Origin of the sequence: Verrucomicrobium sp. BvORR106 (genome assembly GCF_000739655.1) — a bacterium.
In the GTDB taxonomy this organism is placed as follows: Bacteria; Verrucomicrobiota; Verrucomicrobiia; order Verrucomicrobiales; family Verrucomicrobiaceae; genus Verrucomicrobium.
The window spans coordinates 61,459-83,164 of the sequence record NZ_BATR01000112.1 but is presented as its reverse complement, the minus strand read 5'-3'; the positions used below and the strand labels follow the sequence as shown (position 1 = coordinate 83,164).

The 21,706-nt window shown below is 60.3% G+C and carries 16 protein-coding genes; 10 read left to right on the top strand and 6 right to left on the bottom strand.

Features of this window, described 5'->3' with window-relative positions:
* Position 1 precedes the first annotated feature (1 nt).
* A complete protein-coding gene (asnB, locus tag BV106_RS19905; RefSeq protein ID WP_038167492.1) occupies positions 2–2,005 on the top strand; it encodes an asparagine synthase (glutamine-hydrolyzing) in 2,004 nt (667 codons plus the stop codon).
* 89 nt (positions 2,006–2,094) lie between these two features.
* On the opposite strand, the gene BV106_RS19900 is transcribed toward asnB, so the two are convergent.
* The 3 genes from BV106_RS19900 to BV106_RS19890 form a co-directional block, all read right to left on the bottom strand.
* A complete protein-coding gene (locus BV106_RS19900; protein WP_265595872.1) occupies positions 2,095–2,772 on the bottom strand; it encodes a hypothetical protein in 678 nt (225 codons plus the stop codon).
* A 104-nt stretch (positions 2,773–2,876) separates the two neighbouring features.
* A complete protein-coding gene (locus tag BV106_RS19895; protein WP_038167680.1) occupies positions 2,877–4,154 on the bottom strand; it encodes an amidase in 1,278 nt (425 codons plus the stop codon).
* Between the two features lie 53 nt (positions 4,155–4,207).
* Complete coding sequence (locus tag BV106_RS19890) at positions 4,208–5,812, bottom strand: hypothetical protein (protein WP_051946086.1); 1,605 nt, start codon at positions 5,810–5,812, stop codon at positions 4,208–4,210.
* A gap of 137 nt (positions 5,813–5,949) precedes the next feature.
* Here BV106_RS19890 and BV106_RS19885 point away from each other — a divergent pair, with 137 nt between their 5' ends.
* From BV106_RS19885 to BV106_RS19845, 9 genes are all read left to right on the top strand, one after another.
* Positions 5,950–6,936 carry a 3-hydroxyacyl-CoA dehydrogenase NAD-binding domain-containing protein gene (locus BV106_RS19885; protein WP_081891977.1) on the top strand — a complete coding sequence of 329 codons (987 nt, stop codon included), beginning with the start codon at positions 5,950–5,952 and terminating at the stop codon, positions 6,934–6,936.
* Positions 6,937–6,971: 35 nt separating this feature from the next.
* Positions 6,972–7,952, top strand: coding sequence for an alpha/beta hydrolase (locus BV106_RS19880; RefSeq protein ID WP_038167489.1), 981 nt, complete (start codon positions 6,972–6,974; stop codon positions 7,950–7,952).
* Between the two features lie 250 nt (positions 7,953–8,202).
* A complete protein-coding gene (locus BV106_RS19875; protein ID WP_038167488.1) occupies positions 8,203–10,914 on the top strand; it encodes a caspase family protein in 2,712 nt (903 codons plus the stop codon).
* Positions 10,915–10,939: 25 nt separating this feature from the next.
* Positions 10,940–13,507 (top strand): secretin N-terminal domain-containing protein, encoded by a 2,568-nt coding sequence (locus tag BV106_RS19870; RefSeq protein WP_038167486.1) that lies wholly within the window; start codon positions 10,940–10,942, stop codon positions 13,505–13,507.
* Complete coding sequence (locus BV106_RS19865; RefSeq protein WP_038167484.1) at positions 13,504–15,423, top strand: secretin N-terminal domain-containing protein; 1,920 nt, start codon at positions 13,504–13,506, stop codon at positions 15,421–15,423. Before BV106_RS19870 ends, BV106_RS19865 begins: the two co-directional genes overlap by 4 nt.
* A 40-nt stretch (positions 15,424–15,463) precedes the next feature.
* Positions 15,464–15,916 (top strand): hypothetical protein, encoded by a 453-nt coding sequence (locus BV106_RS19860; protein ID WP_265595871.1) that lies wholly within the window; start codon positions 15,464–15,466, stop codon positions 15,914–15,916.
* Positions 15,917–16,034: 118 nt separating this feature from the next.
* Complete coding sequence (locus tag BV106_RS19855) at positions 16,035–16,211, top strand: hypothetical protein (RefSeq protein WP_265595870.1); 177 nt, start codon at positions 16,035–16,037, stop codon at positions 16,209–16,211.
* Between the two features lie 325 nt (positions 16,212–16,536).
* The gene (rfbD, locus tag BV106_RS19850) at positions 16,537–17,427 is read left to right on the top strand and encodes a dTDP-4-dehydrorhamnose reductase (protein ID WP_051946085.1); all 891 of its coding nucleotides are present in this window, start codon (positions 16,537–16,539) and stop codon (positions 17,425–17,427) included.
* 290 nt (positions 17,428–17,717) lie between these two features.
* Positions 17,718–18,497 carry a hypothetical protein gene (locus tag BV106_RS19845; RefSeq protein ID WP_038167478.1) on the top strand — a complete coding sequence of 260 codons (780 nt, stop codon included), beginning with the start codon at positions 17,718–17,720 and terminating at the stop codon, positions 18,495–18,497.
* 30 nt (positions 18,498–18,527) lie between these two features.
* Here the strand turns inward: BV106_RS19845 and ptsP are convergent, their stop codons facing one another.
* From ptsP to hprK, 3 genes are all read right to left on the bottom strand, one after another.
* The gene (gene ptsP, locus BV106_RS19840; RefSeq protein ID WP_051946084.1) at positions 18,528–20,297 is read right to left on the bottom strand and encodes a phosphoenolpyruvate--protein phosphotransferase; all 1,770 of its coding nucleotides are present in this window, start codon (positions 20,295–20,297) and stop codon (positions 18,528–18,530) included.
* Positions 20,298–20,404: 107 nt separating this feature from the next.
* Complete coding sequence (locus BV106_RS19835) at positions 20,405–20,680, bottom strand: HPr family phosphocarrier protein (RefSeq protein ID WP_009961215.1); 276 nt, start codon at positions 20,678–20,680, stop codon at positions 20,405–20,407.
* 39 nt (positions 20,681–20,719) lie between these two features.
* Positions 20,720–21,697, bottom strand: a complete 978-nt coding sequence (gene hprK, locus BV106_RS19830; RefSeq protein WP_038167477.1) for an HPr(Ser) kinase/phosphatase — start codon at positions 21,695–21,697, stop codon at positions 20,720–20,722.
* Positions 21,698–21,706 lie beyond the last annotated feature (9 nt).

The following is a 21,706-nucleotide window of genomic DNA, read 5'->3' as shown; positions in this document are numbered from 1 at the left end:
TATGTGTGGCATTGCAGGCATGCTGGATCTGAGCGGTGAGCGGACCGTGCCAGAAGAGGTTCTCCGCAGGATGGCCCGGGCGATCGTGCATCGCGGTCCGGACGAAGAGGGATTCTTCATCCGCCCGGGCGTCGGACTGGCCTCCCGGAGGCTCAGCATCGTGGGCCTGGCGGATGGCCAGCAGCCCATGAAGAACGAGTCGGGCAACGTTCATGTTGTGTTCAATGGTGAACTGTTTGACCACATTGAAAAACGCAGGGAACTGACGGAGCGCGGCCATGTGCTGCGCACCCATTGCGACACCGAAATCCTTCCCCATATGTGGGAAGATTTTCAAGAGGGTTTCTTCGAAAAACTACGGGGGCAGTTTTCTGTTGCCCTTTGGGATGATTCGAAGAAGCAACTGATTCTGGGGCGCGATCGCTTTGGCATTGCTCCCCTCTTCTGGACCCGCCAGGGCGACTGGCTGCTTTTCGCATCTGAAATCAAAGCCCTGCTGGCCTCCGGCCTGGTACCTGCCCGGCCTGATCGCAAGGGCATCGATCAAGTTTTCACCTTCGCAGCGCTCCCGGGACCAACCACCTGTTTCGAAGGGGTGCGCATGCTGCCCCCGGCACACTACCTGCGCATCCAACCAGGAGGTCCCAACACGGGCCCCACCCTGGACGAGCGCTCCTACTGGAAGATGGATTTCCCCGACCAGGGACAGGAGGAGGATGGCAACGAGAAAGACCTTGTAGATCGCTTCGAGAAAACTTTACTCCACGCGGTCGGCATGCGACTGCGGGCGGATGTGCCCGTCGGCTCCTATCTCTCCGGCGGGGTGGATTCCAGCATGATCCTGGCTCTGGCCTGTCATCTGCATGGCAAGAACGTGCACACCTACACGGTCCGCGTCGACCATCCCGAGCTGGACGAACTCGATGCTGCCAGCATGGTGGCCCGTCACATTGGCGCGCCTCCTCCCATAGTTCAGAACTTCCGAACAGAGGATATCCTCAACACTTATCCCCGACTTATTCAGGCGGCAGAAGCTCCCGTCATTGACACCTCCTGTGCAGCCCTGCTCCAACTCGCTCAAAAGGTCAACGCCAGCGGTCAGAAAGTGGTGCTGACGGGAGAAGGCGCGGATGAGTGGCTCATGGGTTATCCCTGGTACAAACTTTCCAAGGTGCTGGGGTACCTGGACGTGCTGCCCAACGTCCGCCTCAGTGATTGGATGCGTCGCGGTTACTTGCGGATGAACAAGGTCCCCCAGTACTCCCGCGCCATCCGCCGGCAGATCGAGGACGTGATCGGTGGCCCCAATGCCTGGGTGGATTCATACGGACTGCTTAGCATCACCAAGTTCCGCTTCTACAGCGAGGCCATGCGCCCCATGCTGGACACGATTGAGCCTTGGGAATCCCTCCAGATGGACCTGACCAGGGCCAAGCGGTGGGCCCCCGCCAATCGCGGGGTCTGGATGGCCGGCCGGGTCACGCTCGCAGGGCATCTGCTTCAGGCAAAGGGCGACCGTGTCGCCATGCACTCCTCTGTCGAAGTCCGGTATCCGTTTCTGGATGAGGAGGTGTTCGACTTCACCTCCAAGCTTCATCCGAAGTGGAAGCTCAACGGCTTCCGGGACAAGCACATCCTCCGTCTGCTGGCCGAGCGGTGGGTACCGCCTTCTGTCTACAAACGGGGCAAGGTCATCTTCCGCGCTCCGCTCGACAGCTTCCATCTCGACCCCTCTCCGGAGTTCATCAACGAACTGCTGAGTGAGGAGTCTCTGAACCGCAGCGGTTATTTCGACGCTGCGGCCGTGAGCCAATGGCGCAAATCCTATCAGAATCTGCGGGAAGGATCCATGCCGCGACTTTCGGTGGAAATGGGCCTCGCCGCAGTGGTGTCCACACAGCTGTGGCATCACTTGTACATCGACAGCTCTTTGTGCAGCCTGCCTGACTGGACCGCCATCGTACCGCCAGCTGAGCAGGGTCTGCCACCAGTGACCACTCACTGACCGACCAAACGCCACCGGGGCCTGCCACCCGCATACGCGAACGACAGGCCCCGGAGTAGGTTTTGGGGGTTGAAACTGAAAAGAATCAGCTAGTTCAAGGATGCCAGGGTTTCCCGTCCGGCTTCCTTCATGGCGGCGTCATCCTTCTCCAGAGTAGGCATGGCCAGCCCCTTCTTCAAGCAGCGGCGGGCATCTTCCGTGCGCCCCATCTGGGCGTAGGTGCGGCCCAGCTCGATCTGGTGCATCAAGCGGTTGGGGTTGAGTTTGACGGCCTTTTCCAGGCACTCTGCAGCTTCCTCATTGGTCGCGTCGGGCAGCTTGTCGTAGATCATGGAAGCCAGCGCCTTCTTGACCGCCCCCACACTGGCCACCCCACGATGCCAACGGCCCAAGATGTGCCAGGCCAGGTCATTGTTGGAGTTCAGTTTGATGGCCTTCTCCGCCCCTTCCTTGATCAACTTCGAACAGGCGACCTGCTCCTTGTTGCTCTGCAGGGGAAGCATCTTGCCGTAGCTGATCGCACAGGAGAGCTGGGCATCCGAGTTCATTGGAGCGATGGCCGCGGCCCGCCGACCGTATTCCAGGGCAGTGGCCCCGAGTCGCTGCTTCTCGCCCGAGGACTTGGCGTCCGCCATCAGATGCCGGTACTGGCGGGCGATTCGCACCAGCACGTCCGCATTGTTTGGTTCCAGCTGCTCAAGCTTCAGGTAGTCTTCCAGCGCCTGCGAGGCTTCCAGCCTCGTGTCGTGAGCATCAGCTTCTTTCATGAGCTGCTCAGGAGATTCAGCCTGAACACAGGCCCCGGCAAGCAGCAGGGCCGACGTAAGAAGGACCCCAGCACGATTGCCAAGGCGGTAAGGGGGAAGGCACATCATGCGCTCTTGGACGCAACGATTCTGGCGGCGTTCAAAAGCTTTGCTTCACTATTTTTCGGCCCGATTAGCTGAAGACTCGTGACCGGAATCCGTTTGTTCTCAAGCGGTATGGGAATGGCTACCGCCGGATTTCCGGCGTAATTCACTGGCACTGTGTTCTGATAGCCAAGGACGAGCGCCTCAAACACGGCCGACTTCCCGATGAACGGAATTCGCAGCGGCGGCCCCTTCAAAGTGGGCAAAGCGATGAAATCGACCTGCAAAAATTTTCGATTCAGGGTGCGTTGCCATGTCGATTTCCAAGCCAGAGCATCATCATAGCTCCGGCGGTCATGCTTCAGATCCCCGAGTAACAGGGCCGCCTTAGTCGCGGAAGAAACACCCCGTTTGTCGAGGAAATCCTTGTCACTCTCATACCCCTCTGCCACCGCAATCGTGTTGCCGTGGGTCTGGGCCTGATCCCATGCCTCCTCGAAGGCCTTGTTCAGCCGGACAATCTTAAATCCCGCGTCGGTCAGGGCACGGTCCACCGCATCGTCCACGGCCTTGTCTGTGCCCGGAACGTACAGACGCCCCACCCGAATGCCTCTGCCGCTGGGTTGATCCGCCACCTGCTCCGCATACGCGGCCGCCGATCCCGGCTTGAGCAGGTCCATGCCCTCCACCAGCTTGGGGATACTCTTGGCCATTGGCCCCACGGTATCCAGGTTTTTGGGAGAGATCGGGTGCACCCCTTTCAGGGAGATGAGGCCTTTTGTCGTTTTCAAACCGAAAACACCACAGCACGCGGAGGGAGTGCGGATGGAACCCGCCGTGTCGGTGCCGATCGCGATGTCCGCCTTGCCATTGGCCACCGCCACAGCTGATCCACTGGAGGAGCCTCCTGGCATGAGCCGGCGCTGGCCGGTCAGCCGGTTCTTAGGCGTGCCAAAGTAGTGATTGATACCTGTCGCTCCCAGCGCCAGTTCGTTGAGATTTGTCTTTCCCACGATCCAGACATTTCTCTGCCGCACAGGGCCCAGACAAGCCGCGTCATGTTCAGCCGGAGCCGCGTGTTTGTAGAGGTACTCAGAGCCAGCGGTGGTGACCTCGCCTTTGACGTCGATCAGGTCTTTGACCGCTACCTTGACATAGTCAGAGCCCTCAGGCGGAGGCCGGTACGTGATGAAGGCTCGGTCTCCCCTCAGCTTCTTGACGGGGCTTTTGCAGCTGGTGAGGCTGCTTGACGTTGCCACTGCAAAGACCAACCCGAATACAAAGAGCTTGGGGCGCATGATGTAGATTTGTTCAATGCCTACGCCGGGCAGAGAGCTGCCACGGTGTTGACTCACAACGAGTTCGAGAGCGCGGTTTCGTCTGGATTTATCAAACTACAGACCGCCCGCAATGGGATGTCTGCCCAGAAGGGACGGTAGCTCAATTCATACTGGACCTCCGCCGCCGCCTTCTCGAGCAGGAGGATCGCCAATTGGGCATCAAAAGCTAGCGACGATTCTGGAAGAAAATTCGCCCCGCAAGTGGCCTCCCGGTATCCCGCGAGAAACGCCCGGCCAGCCTCGGCGGCCCACGCCTCCGCCACCTCACTCAACATCGCCCGCTCCTCGCACGGACGCCCTTTTAGCGCGGCTGCCGCGGCATAGTGGAAGGAGCGCAACATGCCTGCCACATCCTTTAGAGGCAGACGTTTACCCCTCCTCTCGATCATCGTCAGGACTGGCTCCCCTTCGAAGTCGATGAAGACAAAGTCCTCCGCCATGTCCAGAACCTGCGCGAGGTGCAGGTCCCCATGGATGCGAATCTTCTGCCCCCCAACCAAAGCGGCCGCCGGGCGATCCAAGATTCCCAACAGAGCTTCTCGTCCCGCCAAAACTTCGTGAACCAGGGGGGCCCATTCTTCTGGCAAACTGGTGGCTCCATCTTCAAGGCTCGCGAGGAGCCTTGTCACCGTCAGATGGGTGGTCTCCTGCAATTCCAGCGTGTCTTCTGCGGTCCAAGGTTCTGGAGTGAATGCTTGATTCCCAGTTCCGCTCACCGCCAGAGCTCCATGCAGCTCCCCCGTCCGTCCCCCCAGTTGTCGGGCGCGGGCCAGGAACCGCCGCATCGGCAAGGGGAATGCCCGCTCCGTCTTCGCGGCTCTTGCGGCATCACTGGCCATCAACTCGTCGAATCCTGCGGCCAGGCAGGTCAGCGCCGAGGCCCAGCCATCGCCAACATGGCCCACCTTTTCCATGAGGACGGCCACAGTGGAATCTCCCTGCTCCGACGTCAGCTTGAGACTGCCGTGAACGGGTGGAACATGAGGAAAGGCACCCGACTGGTGCAGGTAATCCATCATCTCGACTTCCACCTGCAGCCCAGGCTCCAGTTTGCGATACACCTTGAGCCAGAGCCGGGATCCCACTGCGATCGAGGCATTGGATTGCTCCACGCTCATGAGCCGGCTCTCCTCGCCGCCTTTCGCCAAGACAGTCGCCAGACCCTCGCCGGCAGGCCACAGGCCGCCATCGACGCCCCCTGCCCCGTTCAGAACCGCCAGTAAGGCAGCGCGAAAGGCTGGGAGACCCAGGGCATCGACCACGAAGTCGTCCGACCCCACCTCAGTCACCATTGTAGCCGGCCGGCCCTCCACCTCATGTTCAAGCCGCACCTTCGACACCACCGCCAGGGGCATCAGGTACATTTCCCTTTCAAAGTCCGCATACACGACCTCAGCAAGGAAGAAGCGGGTCTCTGCTGGCCACGGTCCCGGCACCTCACAGGTCAGCCGCACTTGCTGCACCGCCCGTCGTTTGCCCCCGAACCATCGGCTCGACCGGAAGTATTCGATCAACACTTGAGATTCAAGATGCCTGACCAGCGCCTCCGGCCAGTCTGCGGCCCGACCCGAAAGATTGATCCCAGGGTTGCCATTCGTTTCCGGCGAGTCGGTCATGCTCAGGTGCTGTCTGGAAGAAGACTGTGTCCACGCTAACGGAGACCGGGGGTGAATCCAGTTGAATCCCTCGTTTTGCATTCAACAAGATTGGTTTGCCACCGACCCTCCGTTATAGCCAGTTCCCCTTCACACCCATGTCCTCCGCCACCTCCCCTGCTCCATCGCTCGACCCTCTACGCATTGGCATCCTGGGTGCTGGGCAGATGGGAGCCGCAGCCGCCGTGTTGTTTCGCCGGGCCGGGCATGAGGTGACACTCTGGGCGCGGAACGAAGCCAAGCACACCCAAATCAGAGAAACCACCGATGCCACAGAGGCATTCCTGAACCAGCACTTCGGCCCTGCGCCACACAGCGGCGGAACGTTGACTCTTGAATCCAGACTTGCACAGGTGGACGAGACCTCGGATGCCATCCTGGAATGCGTGGCGGAGGAGATGGATCAAAAAACCGCCCTCCTCAGCCAGCTTCCTCACTGCCGGGAACGCAAGGCCCTGATCATGACCTGCACGAGCGCCCTTTGCGTCACAGACATGGCCCGAGGCAGCGGTCTGGTGGGCATCTTGGTGGGAGCACATTTCTGGAATCCGCCCCACCTTATCCCCGTCGTGGAGGTGATCCCCGGGGAGGGCACGCCGGAAACCCAGGTGCAACGCGCCATGACGCTGCTCCAGCATGCCGGCAAGATCGCAGTGCGCTGCGCCGATGTGCCCGGGTTCATCGGCAACCGCCTCCAGCACGCCATGTGGCGGGAGGCTCTCGCACTCGTGGATGCCGGTGTCTGCACAGCGCAGGATGTGGACCGAGTCGTGAAATGGACCTTCGCCCTCCGTCTGCCAGTTTTGGGTCCATTTGAAAACATGGACCTCGTGGGTCTGCCCCTGGTGCAGAGCATCGAGAGTTACCTATTCCCCCATCTGGCCGTGGACCGGGAGCCGGCCAGATCCCTCACCACCCGCGTCCAGGAGGGCCACACGGGCATGAAAGCCGGTCAGGGGTTCTATGACTGGACACAGCGGGATGCGGCCGAGGTGGTGGCCCTCCGTGACCGGCAAGTGGTGCAGCAACTTCAGTTCCTGAAGGAACAAGGTGCCCTGGAAGACCGCCCCACGACCGGGGCCTGAGCAACCTCCATCCTCCTCCCTCCCGCTTCGATTTCATGAAACAACCTGCTCGATTCCTCTCCCTACTCGCCCTGGGACTCACCCTCGGCTGCGGTTCACTCCATGCCGAATCCCCCGCCCCGGTGGAGCGCATTAGTGATGTGATCTACACCAAACATGATGGCGTAGCTCTGACCATGGATATCTTCAAGCCTGCCCAACCGAACGGCGCGGGAGTGATCAAGATCGTCAGTGGTGGATGGAAGTCCAATCACAACGGCATCAATGACGGAGGCTGGCCCCAGGCTGGCTTCACGACCTTTGTGGTGGTGCACGGCACCCAGCCGCGTTTCCATGTGGAGGAGATCGTCGCCGACCTCAATCGGGCCGTGCGGTTCATCCGCGCCAACGCCACGAAGTATGGCGTGGACCCGAACAAGCTGGGAGTGACGGGCAGCAGTGCGGGCGGACACCTCAGCCTCATGCTCGCCACGCGCGGTGGTGAAGGCACCCCCAACGCCAAAGACCCTGTGGACAGAGAGAGCAGCGCCGTGAATGCCGTGGCTTGCTTCTACCCTCCCACGGACTATCTCAACTGGTTCGAGCCCGGAGACAACGCCGTGGGCATCGGCCGGCTCGCCGCCTACAAAGATGCTTTTGGACCTGAGTCCGACACCCCGGAAGGTCGTGAGAAGCTGGGGCGCGCTGTTTCCCCGATCTACTGGGTGCACAAGGGCCAGCCGCCGATCTTCATTGTCCACGGCAATGCCGACCCCCAGGTGTCGCACACCCAATCCACAAGGTTCCATGAAAAGTGCCAGGAGCTCGGAGTGAAGTGCGAGCTCGTCATTCGCGATGGTGCCGGCCACGGCGGCTGGCAGGAGATGCCCCAAGACACCGCCCGCATGGCCGAGTGGTTCAAGCTGCAACTGCTAGGCGAAAAGCCCGCCGCCCCCTTCAACCTGGGAAACAGCACCCTGCCGAGCACCCCCGTAAAGAAGCCCGCCACGACGCCAGCACCGGCTCCCGCCAAATAAGCGCTCGCCAGCACCTCAGCCTCCATCCACTTGTTTTGCGCATGCCGTGCCCTTTTAAAGAGGGCACGGCATTATTATTGCGCCATGAAGCCCTCTTCTCAGGTGCTCGCCTTTCACCGCTCCGTTCCATCTCCATAGAAAAACTTACTCAAGAAAGCAGTTGCTACTTTTCGCGATCCCACTGTAGAAGGGCCAGACGCCTTTCACGCACCCATGGCGTAATCTTTTAATCCTCAGCATCTCCCATCGCATGAATGTCCTCTGGATTCACGGCGAAGGGCGCAATCCGCGCCAACTGGCTTCTTGGCAACAATGGCACCAGGTGCTGCAAGATGAACTGGAGCAATGGCATCCTGGCACTCAGGCCACAGGCACCGACTTCCCGCTGACGGCATGGCGGACGGCCGTCGCGGCGCTTGACGCAAACGACCGAAGGCAGGCCATCGCCCAGCTCGCCCAAGGACAGGTCATCCGCGGTATGGGCGATCTGCTGCGTGGCAATCAGGTGGTATCTGCCGCCGCTGAACAGATAGCAGACTGTGCCGCGCTTATCTCGGTATGGACCAGCAATGCACAACTCCGGCGGCAAATGAGCGACGAGTTGGCTGCCGCACTGGCTGCCCAAACTTCCGCTGGCCCGCTCCCTCTGCTTGTGATCGCCCCAGGAGTGGGATCCCTGGCCGCCTACGACTGCCTTCTCAGTAACCCTCACCTGGCCCAAAAGTGCCTTCTTGTGACCCCAGGATCTCCGCTGGGCCATCCCATCGTGCGAAATGTCTATGGGGGTCGAATGCTGCCGGTCGGGTCTTCGCGCTGGTACCACCTGCACAATCCCCATGATCGCACCTTCGCCTCCACCCCAGGCCTCCGAGATGAGGCGTTCGTGGAGGTATTGACGCCGTTTGTCAGTGCTGATGGCTCCTTGAACCACGAGGTCATCGCCGCCGGTTCTGACCGGCACGGATACCTGGACCACCCCGCCGCCCGGGAATGGCTCTGGCCGGATGTCCTCCGATACGCCGGACGCCTGCCCTCGATACCGCACCGCAACCAGCGTCCGCGACGCCGCTCGCGGACTTCCCTTCAAGCAAGCAAGGCAGAGAATTCCGTCTTCCAGCCCACTCATCGAGCCCTGCTGATTGGGATTGACCGTTACCAGCATGCCTCCATCCCAGAACTGAAGGGCTGCGTCAACGACACGTACCTTATGAGTTCCGTGCTGCAGGAGTGCGGCATGGCACCCGAGCAGATCAGAATGCTGCATAATGAGAGAGCCACCGCCTCAGCCATCCGCGAGCGACTGGACTGGCTCCTGGATGGAGCCGCTGCGGGCGACAGCAGGGTCCTGTTCTTCAGCGGTCATGGCGCCCAACTGGAGTCCTACAGCACCGGTGAGGTGGTGGACCGCCAGGATGAATGCCTCGTCGCGCATGACTTCACCTTCAGCAGGGATTCCGCGATCGTGGACGATGATCTCTGGCGGCTTTACTCCCAGCTCCCTTACGAGGCAGATTTCATTGCCATCTTGGATTGCTGCCATGCCGGTGGCGCCCACCGGGGTCCGCAGCGGGTTCGCGGCATCGAGGCTCCCGGAGACATCCGCCACCGTGGCATGCAGTGGAATGCCGGACTCAAGATCTGGGAGGAGCGGCCCCTCACTCCCGTACTGCGCGCTGCCCATGCCGTCGGCCCAAAGACTCGCACCATGCAGGCAGCGGAAAAGGCGAGATACTTTGGCAAGTCAGGCACTCTCAGGAAAATCGGCCGCGCCAACGTGCTGAGGCAGGTGGATGACGCAAGCTACGACACTTTGAGAGAGGAGCTCGGGCACAAGGGCCCCTACCTCCCGCTTCTACTCCAGGCCTGTGAGGAGGCAGAACTCGCCGCGGAGTATGATCATGGCTCTGTCGCCCATGGAGCCTTTACCTACTGCACCGCCCAGTCACTCCGCGAGTTGGGTGCGGGCGGTAAAGCGGTGACCTTCGAGCGACTGCTCCTGGAGACACGGAAGCGGATGAAACTCCTCGGATTCGCCCAGACCCCCGTGCTGCTGGGCCCCCGGCGGAAGACCAGCCGCGCCATTCCGCTGCTTGGACGGGAAACACCACCCGAGAAGCCTTCCAAACCCTCCGCCCGCCATGGGTGGAAGCCGGAAGAAAAGGCATCATCAAATTTTGCTCAGTCACTTGGCATTTATCCAGTCACACAGAACCTCCCTGCGGCACGACCCGCCCATTTGACGCGGCCACCGAAACGCACGCCCACACCGTCATCAGTAGCGCCGCCTGCCGCCACCCGCGACGTCATGGATCCGGGGAATGATCGACGACAGGCGAAAAACACGGAGTTTTCACCGTGGAATGCCGTGTCGTATTTGGAGGCCACGTTTGAAAACGGCAAGACCTTTCGCGGTTCGGGATTCTGCGTGGGACGTCGTCTGTTGGTGACTGCAGGTCACTGCCTGCTAGAAGAAGGTAACCGGGCAGTCTCCATCAATGTGTTTCCCGGCCTGCAAGACGGAAGGACCGTCATTCCCGCCAGTACCAGCACCACGTATGTCGTGCATCCTGAGTGGGCATCCCGACAGAGCCCTGAGCATGACTACGGCCTGATCCTTCTGAATTTTGATGCTCCCTGGATGGGCACGGCGGTCCTTTCCGATCAGCAACTCAATGGGCTCATCTGCTTTGTCGCCGGCTATCCTATCGACCTCAGCCTTCAAGTCTGGGCAGCCGCCGGATTCATCGGCCCGGCGGGATCGGCGATGCTCAATCACCGAATCGACAGTGAGGATGGGCAGAGCGGCGGGCCCATCCTTCACGTGACCAACAGCCTCGATACCTTCGCGGTGGGTATCCACACACAAGGCACCCCGGGGCTCAACCACGGCGTGCGCCTCACCCCCGACGTGCTTGGGCAGATCATCGAATGGGCCAAGGCCTGGGAAACGCCTATTCCTTAACCTGGCAGCCAACTGAACCCATCACATGATGCTTGCTCTCACTCGCCACGCTGCCATCTCGCTCGGCATCACCGCCCTGATGCTGGTGGTTCCGGCAGGTCACGCCCAGCCCGGTCCGCCAACACCCACCCCCGCCCCCATCCCGATACCGTCGCCGGTTCAAAATCCGGGCAATCCCAAAAAGACAGCGGACGATCAACTCAAGAAGCTTCTCGATGACTCCACCAGCCCAGCTGAGTTCGTGGAGAAACTGGCAGGCACCTACGTCCAATCCGTTGAACCCTCTTCAGGCCCTGGCCGGATCGATCTGTTGAAGTGGGGCGACACCGCCTACCATCTTAGGTGGCTGAAATCCAACCGCAACGCCTCCTCCAGCTCCCAGGAGCAGGAAGCGGCGTCTTTCAGGGAGTGGAAGCGTAGCGTCACCACTCAGAACATCACCCTGACCATCGCCCGCCTCGCTGCCGAGTTTCCTCTGCGTTACTATTTCCAGAAACCCGATGTCCCTGCGGACAAGCCCCCCTACTACACGCAGCTTCACCTGGCATCATGGAGTTCCACGCAGGAACTTTACCTGCCCATGGATGATGCGGGCTGGCAAAATCTTGCCGAAGAGCTGTCCTCCCGCACCAACCTCAAAATGGAGCGGTATGCAGACACCCGCTGCCGCATCGAGGGCCACCCGCTCGCGATGGACGAGGTGTCGCTCGCGGCAGATCGGACCCGCTCGGAGCGCATGTTCGGTTTCTACCCGCCGCCGAAATCCAAAGGCAACGAGTCTTCACCCACGTCGGTCATCAATGGCAAGGCGATCACCACCTCCATGGGGACATCGGGTCCAAAGGCAACAGACCCAAGCTTGCAACTCGATCCCACGGGCGGCGTCACTCCCCTCACTGCCAATGAAGCAGCTGCCATTCCTACTCCCGCAGCCCAACCAGCGGTGCCTCGCAACGAATTGAAGCTGGGGCGCATGGTCCTGAAGGTGTTCCAGCTGCGCAATGCCTCCGTGGAGGGCCAGTTCCTAAACGCATCCCCGAAGTCTGCCACCGACCTGCCCACTCAGGTGAAGATCCCCGGTGTGGCCACGGCGTTCGTGGAAATTACAGGGAAAATTTTTGGCACCAATGCCCCCAGACGCGTTTCGAGCGGTGGCACAGACACGTTTGAAAAAGCACTCGTGCTGGCAGGGACGGCACAACGGCTGGGAAACAATCTGGGCACCGACTATTACAAACCATTTCCCATGGCCGGACAGGAGGAATCCGCGGCCGTGCTGGAGGACATGCTGAAAGCCAGTGTCGCAGACGGGAGAGAGAGCGCCTCGATCTTTCCCACCACCGGTCGCAGTGACCATGGCACCGGGAACACGGATCTGCCTGAGAGTTCCCGCATCCAGGTGATGCCGCCTGTGCAGAAGCTCCTGCCTGAGGGCGTGGTGCGGGTGGACCCGAGGGACTTCATCCAGCAGGAACCCACGGTCGCCAAGTTTGACACCGCCGGCGCTGAGAAACGCGGATACGAGTCCGCAAGCGTGCCCAAAGGAACCGCTCCTCCCGCCGTAGCAAATCTCCCGACCCTCCGCGGAACGGTGATTGCCGAGAGGGCCACCAACCGGTTGATCGTCTGTGATCTTGCTGAACGAATCCCCATCTATGAGAAAATCGTCCAACAGCTCGATGTAGCCCCTCAGCTGGTGGAGATCAGCGTTTCCATCATGGATATCAACGCCAACGACACCCTGGAGTGGGGGGTCGACTGGGCGGGGCTTGGAAAAGAGGAAATAACCGAAGCCGTGGGTACGGCGGCCAGTTCCTTTGACGGCGGCCTGAAATTTGGCGGCGAGGGGGCAGCCAACGGCCTACGATTGCTCACTACGCCGGCGGGGGTGCTGACGGCCGACAAGGTTTTCCATCCCGTGGGGCTGAACGTGTCCACCCTCATCACCGGCACCAGCGGGAAACTTGCCGCAAGAGTGCAGGCTCTCGAGTCCAACGGCCGGGCCCAAGTGGTCTCCCGCCCAGTCCTCCTGACAGTCGCAAACACTGAGGCCCTCTTCTATGACAACAATTCCCTGCTTCTGCCTGTGCCCGGGGAGTTCAACGCCGATCTCTTCCGGATCAATGCTCCATTGGCCTTGCGCATCAAGCCAGTGGTCATGCACCGCGATCAGGAGAGCGCGGTGCTGCTGGAAATAGAGATCAAGGACGACAACGTGACCGCCACGGCGAATGACGGCACCGTCAACGCCAGCGCCAAGCACTCCGCCTTGCTCACCGAGAGCTCTATCTACACCCGGGCCCTCGTGTACGGCGGCCAAAGCCTTTTGCTCGGGGGACGCTACCGCCATGAACAACGCAAGCAAACTGGCGCCGTGCCCCTGCTGAGCCGTATTCCCCTGGTCGGCCTGGCGTTCAAAGACCGCCAGAACTCAGACTTGAAACTGCAACGGTTGTTTCTCATCACCCCCCGTCTCGTTGGTCCTGAGGAAGTCCACCCGTTGGGGCCAGAACTGCCCGCGCCAGTGGTGCCGCCCCCCGCACCTGATCCCGCGCTCTTCCCCACTCAACCTGCTGCCCCGCGCTTCAAATGAGTCGTCCGCTCTTCGTCCCCTTTCCCTCGCGACCCTGCCAGACCGTGCTGGGCCTGTGCGTCCTGGTCTTCTGGACGGTCGGGCACCTGTCCGCGATCACGGTAGATGACAACTTCTGGCGGCAGCCCACTGAGGTTTTCAAGGAAAAGCTGGATGCCTCCACTCAGACAGAAGTAGCGAAACTCAAAGCATCACTCACCCAACTGAGTCGCGGGGAAGGCATCACTCTTGAGTTCCAAAATGTGGATAGCCTCAAGAAATTCACGCCTCCTGCCCAAGGGATGCGGACCCCCTATCTTCAAGAATTGCTGGCCAAAAACGGCCTGGATGCCTGCTTCTTCAAAGGCACGCGAAACCTTCTCATTTTCAAGCCTGACGCCAGCCTGGATCGAAAGTACAAGGTTCCTGCCGTCAACGAGCCAGCGCTGAGGTCCGCCCTCGTTTCCAGTGTCGCAGGGCCGGAGATCAAGTACGACACTGCAACCACCACACTGTCCGTCAGCGGCCCGGACGCCTACGTCAACCATGTGCAAAGCGTGGCGGTGAAGCTGGGGATCCGCCTTGAAGCTCCGACGGCCGCTGCTGCTGCGACACCTCCAGTCCCTGCGGGCAAGACGGCCATGATCTTTCCCTTGAAGTACGCCCGGGCCGAACCCGAACGCAACCAGCTTCGCGCCACGGTTTTGGGCAGCGCCGCCGCCACGGGAGCCGTGGATGTGCGGGAGAGCGCCGGAGTGGTGCAGATCCTGCGCTCCATGCTCATCGCGGATCTGGCCAAACCCACGACCGATGAACCCTTCATCATCGCCGACCCCACGCGCAACGCAGTCATCATTGTAGATGATGCCAGCCGCGAGCCCCGCTACCGCGAGATCATCGATATGCTGGATATCCCCCGTTTCATGGTGGAGATCACCGCCGCCATCGTGGACTTGGAAGTGAGCGATGGCTTGGACTGGCAAAGCAGCTTCCTCGTCAAAGGCACCCAGAAGATCGAGAGCCGGGAAGTGCCGTTCCGCGTCGGGTTTGGCGCTGACCGACGATTCTTCGACACCAATCCCACCACAGGCGCCATCACCGGCTCCCCTTTTGACAAGGACCCGCCGGAGATCCCCGCCGCCCTCACCACCGGCGCATTGGGCCTGAACCAGACCACTTTGATCGTAGGCTCCAGCTACGCGGTGCTCTCCAACATCCGTGCGCTGGAACAACGAGGCAAAGCCCAGGTGCTCTCCCGGCCTTCCGTGCTGACCATGGACAACCAGCCTGCCCGGCTCACTGATCAAACGAGCGCTGTGCTGCCAGTTGCGGGAGAACGCCAGTCCTACCTCTACAAGGTGGCATCTGGCCTGGATCTGGTGGTTCTCCCCAGAATCATGAACCACCCCGACGGAGGGCCCGGGAGAGTCTATCTAGGTATCGAAGTGGGAGACGGAACTCTCACCGATGCTGAACTCGCCAACACCAATGTGGCAGCGGCCACCAATGACAATCGCGTCATCACCCAGGCCGTTGTGCAGCATGGTGAGAGTCTTCTGATCGGAGGCAGGTATCGCAATCAGGAGGTCAAGTCAGAATCCGGCATTCCCATCCTGAGCAAGATTCCTGTCGTAGGCCTGCCGTTCAAGAACAAGAAGGTCACCAACGGCCGTTTCCAACGGCTCTACCTCATAACCCCTCGGATCATCAATCCGGACGATCCCCAAGCCCAAACCGACGAGCTAATCCAGGCCACCTTGGGACCGCAAACGAGCATTCCCATCGACCCCGCCACGCTGGAGGAGGCTGGCCGGCCGCTCAATCCAGCGGCCACGCCGACCGTGACGGCCCCTCCCCCTTCAAGCGACAGCGTCAACCCTCCGCCCCGGCGTACAAGCTGGCTCAAGCGGCTGTTCAAAAAGGATGGCACCCCCTGAACCAGCGCCACCAAGGTTCTTACCCCTAACATCTCCACCCATGACCCGACTGTCCAAGCCCTCTCTTCAGGTCACAGCAGCCCTTGGTCTTGCTGCCTTCATTTGCTCATGCCAGAGCATCCTGCCTTATAAAATGGGCGGAAATCCAGCCAACTTGCGCCCTGGTGCCACGGCATTGGAAGTCGTGGAGGAAATGGGGTCCCCCACCAGTAAACGACAGCATGTGAGAGGGGAAACCTGGGTGTACAAAGACTACTGGTGGGTCAAAGAGATCTGGGTGCCACATTGGGCGTCATGGGAAATCTACATGGAGAAGCCGCCGGGGCGACTGAGCCTGCTGCGCATGTGCGGCTGGAAGCTCATCGATCCACCCGGACAGGAGCCTGAGGTGCGGAGCGCAGTCTACGTGAGACGCCGCTTCCCTGTGACAGCAACGGCCCCGTCCCCCGCTGCGGAAACCACTACGGCACTGGCAAAGAATCCACCGCACTGACCCCCCTTTGAGGGAAGCACCCGCGGCACCAGCCTGCGGCATCTTCCTCGCGATCATTCACCAGGGGTCGGGCGATTCAGGGGCAGGAGCTTGTCTCCTACCAACCCCCATGGTCACCATGAAACTGGAGCCCCCCAATCCCACGCCCATCCCGAAGAATCGAGCCCTGCTCATCGGAGTCATCCTCGCCATCTTGTTTGCCTTCATCGCCACCATCGTCACCTGGGGCGTGCTCTGGACGCACGGTCATGATGAGGCTGAGAAAGCCGTCCAGCCCGCCGGGGCACAGAGATGAGCGCCGCTTTGGGCTCATCAGGAATGGCGACATTCGCACCGAAATTCTCAGGGTGGACCTACAGCCCAAGGTGGAATTCGTAGAACATTTACGCGGGCTCGGCGTATCTCTTTTGGTGTGAGACACTGCTGAGGTCACCCTTCACGGAGGATGTATCAGCAGGCCTGCGAGGGCTGTGCCAAAGGCCGCACCGGGTGAAGGCGGGCCAGCGTGGCACGAACCTGAACTTCAGGGAGATCGAAAGCCTGGACCGCACAGATTTTCCTCCATACCACCAGAATGCGATCAGCAGAAACTGCTTGCCTCCCCCCCTGATCACGCCACTATGGCCGCTCGCATGACTCAGGGCGGAAAGGTTGTCATTATCGGAGCGGGCGGGCGGCTGGGCTCAGCGCTCGTGACGAAGTATGCCCCGAAGCATGATGTGGTGGCAGTGCGTCGCTCAGACCTTGATCTTTCGCGCTCTGAGACGATCGCCCCTTTCTTGCAGAGCTTGAACCCGAGCGTCGTGATTTACACCGCCGGCACCACCAACGTGGACCTCTGTGAGGAGCATCCTGAAGAGTCGCTCAAGACCAACGCCGAGGCCCCTGCCCGCCTCGCTGAGTACTGCAAGCAACACGGTGCACGGCTGATCCACATCAGCACTGACTATGTCTTTGCGGGAAACGACCCTGCGCTCCGTACAGAGAGCGATCCGACCGAGCCGATCAACGTCTACGGTCGACACAAACTGGCGGGTGAGCACGCCGTGTTGAACGCCTCTCCGGATTTCTTGGTGGTCCGTGTTTCGTGGCTTTTTGGCAAGGATCGCCCGAGTTTCCCAGACATGATTCTCAAACGAGCGCTGGAGAACGACGAAGTCTTCGCCATCGCCGACAAGGTCTCCTGCCCCACGTTCAGCGACGATCTCGCGGAATGGATTGAGCCGATGATGTCAGACATCCGGTATCGCGGCATCCTCCACCTCTGCAATAGCGGCTCATGCACCTGGCAGGAGTACGGGCAAAAGACGCTCGACATCGCCGCGGCACTTGGATTGCCATTGCGGGCGACCACCGTACAGGGTCAGTCGCGGGTGAACTTCCCCGCCTTCAAAGCGGACCGCCCAGAGTTCACCGCTTTCGACATCAGTCGATACGTGGAACTCTCCGGTAGCACGCCTCGCGCCTGGCAAGATGCTCTGGAAGACTACCTTCGCAGTCAGTACCTCTAGAGAGGTACTGGACGAATCCAGAAATCTGCCCTCCTTTCGCGCCAGAGTACGCGGCTGAAGTTCGTCTATTGGAGCAAACCACGGACGGGCGTGTCCAGCTTGGCCACATGCCAGTTATGTCGCCCCCACCCAAATGGGGGTGAACTTCCAGGTTGTTTAAAAATTTGCGACAAGCACCATGTCGTCACACACAGCCAAATGGGAAATTATAAATAAAACCATAATTTTCATATTGACCGCTAATCATAGTAATTACATATTTTATTAAAGTTAAGCCACCACCACTTTCTATGAAGAGGCTCATTCTCATCCAGAACGACTTCGCAGGGTCCGGCAAGACCACCCTGATGCGCACAATCCAGCGGTATTTGGATCGTCATCAAGTGCCTCATCTGGCGCTGTGCCTCACGGAAGCGGATGGGAACGATGACGATGGAGTCCATCGTCTGCCCGTGGATGCTCTCTATCGCAATGGCCTGGCCCCTTATCTCCATGCGGTGGATTTGGTGCTGCTGGAGGTGGAGTCCGGGTTGGCAGAAGCGGTTTCTGAGTACTTCGAGCACACCGGTGTGTTGGCCTCTCTCGGGCAGGACGGCATGGAGATCCTGGTGGCGATGCCGGTGACCAGCGACGAAGAGAGCTTCGATGGCGTCACCTCCGCGGCGCGGACTTACGGAGACCAGGTGCAGTATGCTGTATTCCACATGGCCACGGGCAGCGAGTACGATGAGGACGAGTCCGTCTGGGAAAACAGCAAAGCGTCCCGGTTGATGGACCTGCTGGATGGTGTGGACGTCACTGTCCCCGCACCGTCTGCCGAGCTGGCAGATGAGATCCATACGATCGATCTCGATCTTTCCGATGTGCTGGCGCACGAATGGACCCAGATGCCCCTTCAAGCCCTGCTCCACACTTGGTTGGTCAAAGTGTCCGCTCAGTTCGATCCCGCCCGTCGCCTCCTGTTTGGGGACACCTTCCGTGCAGCTGTCGCGGTCAACGATCGCCTCCCCGCACGTCAAAAATCTGCCAAAACCAAGAAGCCTGCCCCAACCGCCGCGATGCCTGCTTGAGCAGCGGGAAGGGAGTAAATCCCGTCCAGCCTAGTGAGTCTCAGGCATGATGTCGCCGTAGTGCTTCCGGGCGAACTTCTGCGTCTCGTGTTGGATCTTGAGAGCGTCAGACTCCTTCAGGCTGCGCTCCAGAAGCTGCACGCAATCGACAGAGTTGAGCTTCCGGATGGCGTGCTTCACCTTGGCCACCTGACCACTCGAGGCGCTTAGTTCATCAAGCCCCAGACCCACGAGCAAAGGCGTCACGGCGATATCGCCAGCCATTTCCCCACACATTCCCACCCAGACATTCTGTCGGTGCGCCGCCTCCACCACCGTCTTGATCAGCCGAAGCACGGCTGGGTGGGTGGGCTGGTACAGCTCTGACACGCGCTCATTCACCCGGTCCACTGCCAGGGTGTACTGCACGAGGTCATTCGTACCGATGCTGAAAAAGTCCACGTGCGGTGCCAGCAAATCTGCGATGACCGCGGCACTGGGAATCTCGATCATGGCACCCCGCTGGATCTTGGGATCGAAGGCTTCTCCGAGCGCGGTGAGTTCAGCCTGACATTCGTCGAGCAGCTGATTCGCCTCGACCACTTCACGAACGCTCGACACCATGGGGTACATGATGGCCACACGCCCATGCCGGCTGGCCTTCAAGATGGCGCGCAACTGGCGCTTGAACACTTCTGGACGTGCCAGGGAAACACGGATGCCCCGCCATCCCAGGAAGGGGTTCTGCTCCACCTCCTCAGCATACGCGGGGTCCAGCTTGTCACCGCCCAGGTCCAGCGTGCGGAACACCACCAACTGGGGTGCCATCGCCTTGACCACCTCAGTGTACACTTCGATGAGCTTTTCCTCAGGAGCGTCTGGATTTTCTAGGTAGAGGAACTCGGTACGGAACAGGCCTACGCCCTCCGCCCCACACTCCTGAATGTGGGGAATCTCCTCCACGAACTCTGCGTTGGCTGCGACGGTGATCCGGCGGTCGTCTTGCGTGACGGCGGGCTCGCCGCATTGTGCCAACAGGGCGGCTTCGCGCTTTTCTGCGGCAGCCTCACGCTTGCGATAGCGAGCCAGGGTTTCCTTGGTGGGATTGAGGATTAACAGACCCTCGTCCCCGTCCAGTAGCACCTCATCTCCATTGTATAGCTCTTCGCAAATGCCGTGCAGACGCACCACGGCAGGCAGATTGAGCGACCGGGCGACGATGGCCGTATGGGAAGTCTTGCTGCCGAGTTCCACGGCGAACCCGAGGACCTGATTGCGATCCAGCTGAGCGGTCTCGCTGGGAGTCAGATCGTGGGCGATGCACACCGCAGGGGTGTCGGAGTGGTCATCCTCCCGCTTGTCCCCCGTGAGATGGCGCAAAACGCGCTGGGCGACGTCCCGAATGTCGAGCGCACGCTCGCGCATGTAGGAGTCGGGGATACGCTGGAATGAATCGATGCACTTGCGTACCACCCGGTAGTAGGCGTACTCCGCGCATTCCCGATACTCCCGGATCGCCTCCTCCACCTGGTCGGTGATGAGGCTGTCGTTCAGCACCATGGTGTGCATTTCCAAGATTTCCCTGGAGTGGCGGTCCTCCTCCCCGTCCATGCGAGCGATGAGGGCCTCCAGTTCCTCCCGCGTCGCCTCCACGGCGGCGTAGAAGCACTCAATCTCTGCGTCGATCTTTCCCTTGGGGATGACCCGGCGATGGGGTTCTTCAAATGCGCCTCCAATGAGGCGCACGACCCCGCGGGCCACGCCGCCTGAGACGGGCGTTCCTAAAAATACGCGCTCGGTCTTGATGGCGGTTTCGGGCATGAGAGATGAGGAATGACCCCCTTGAAGACACATGACGAGCCCCGCGTTAGCGGGAATCATGCCAGCAAGGGATAAGAAGGTGAACTGAGGCGCCTATGCAAGCAGCGTCAGTCCCCGTCGTCAAACCCACTTTGGATCAGGGAGCCAAGTTCCTTGACGGCGGCCTCAGCATCGGCCCCCTCCGCAGTGACGATGATTTTCGCGCCGTGACCGGCAGCCAGCATCATGAGACCCATGATGCTCTTGCCGTTCACCTGCTCGTCATCCTTCTCCACCCAGACATTACACTTGTACTTGCTGGCTCTCTTGACGAATTGCGCTGCAGGGCGCGCATGCATGCCCAGTTTGTTGCTGATGGTAAATTCTTGGGTGCAAGTGCTCATGCTGTCTTTTTTCCTAACGGCCAAGAGTGCGATCTGAGACTACCCTGATTGCTCATCCGCCATTTTTTTCAAGAGCCTTTGGTCAAATTCCGCAGCGCTATTGTAGCCAAAGGTTCTCAGTTTGTGGTTTAGGGCGGCGATTTCAATGAGTCCAGCCACATCTCGACCGGCCACAACCGGAACTTGAAGAAGCGGAACATCCATTCCCAGAATGTTAACTGTGTGAGTGCCCGCGTCAAACCGTTCGACTTCACTTAGATCTGCATCTGGCACCAACTGGGTGACCAGATCCAGCCGTTTCGACAGCCGGACGGCCCCCACCCCGAAGATGGCGGCGACATTGAGCAGGCCAATTCCGCGGACTTCGATCAGGTTGCGGGTCAGGTCAGGAGCCCGACCATGGATCTCACGCTCCTCGATCATGCGGAAATGGACGGCATCATCTGCCACCATACTCGCCCCGCGCTCCAGCAGGCCCAGCACGGCCTCACTCTTGCCACTGCCGCTGGGCCCTTGGATGAGCACCCCCACCCCCTGCACGTCCACCAGGCACCCGTGAATGACCGTGGTGGGTGCGAAGGCCCAGTCCAGCCGGATGGTGGCGGCGTTGATGAACTTCATGGTCACCATGGAGGTCTGGAAGACGCTGATGCCATTCTCATCCGCCACCCGGATCAAGTCGGGATTCAGTCGCTTCTCCCGCGCGACCACGAGGCACGGAATATCGGCCATGCACAGCTGTCGGAACCGGCGACTGGCCTCCTCTGGAGCCAGACCATTGAGGTAGGACACCTCAGAATTCCCGATGACCTGGATGCGCTTGTACGCGAAGTAGGTGAAAAATCCACTCAGGGCCAAGCCCGGCCGGTTCACGGAAGGTTCGTTGATTTTCCGGGAGAATCCTGTGACCGTCCCCATCAACTTGAGCTTGAGCGCCTCCCTGTTTCGCTCAAAGAACTCGCCCACGGTAATGGACGACGGCCGTTTGACCTTGTGATGGATGACGTGCTCTGGCATGCGCCCACC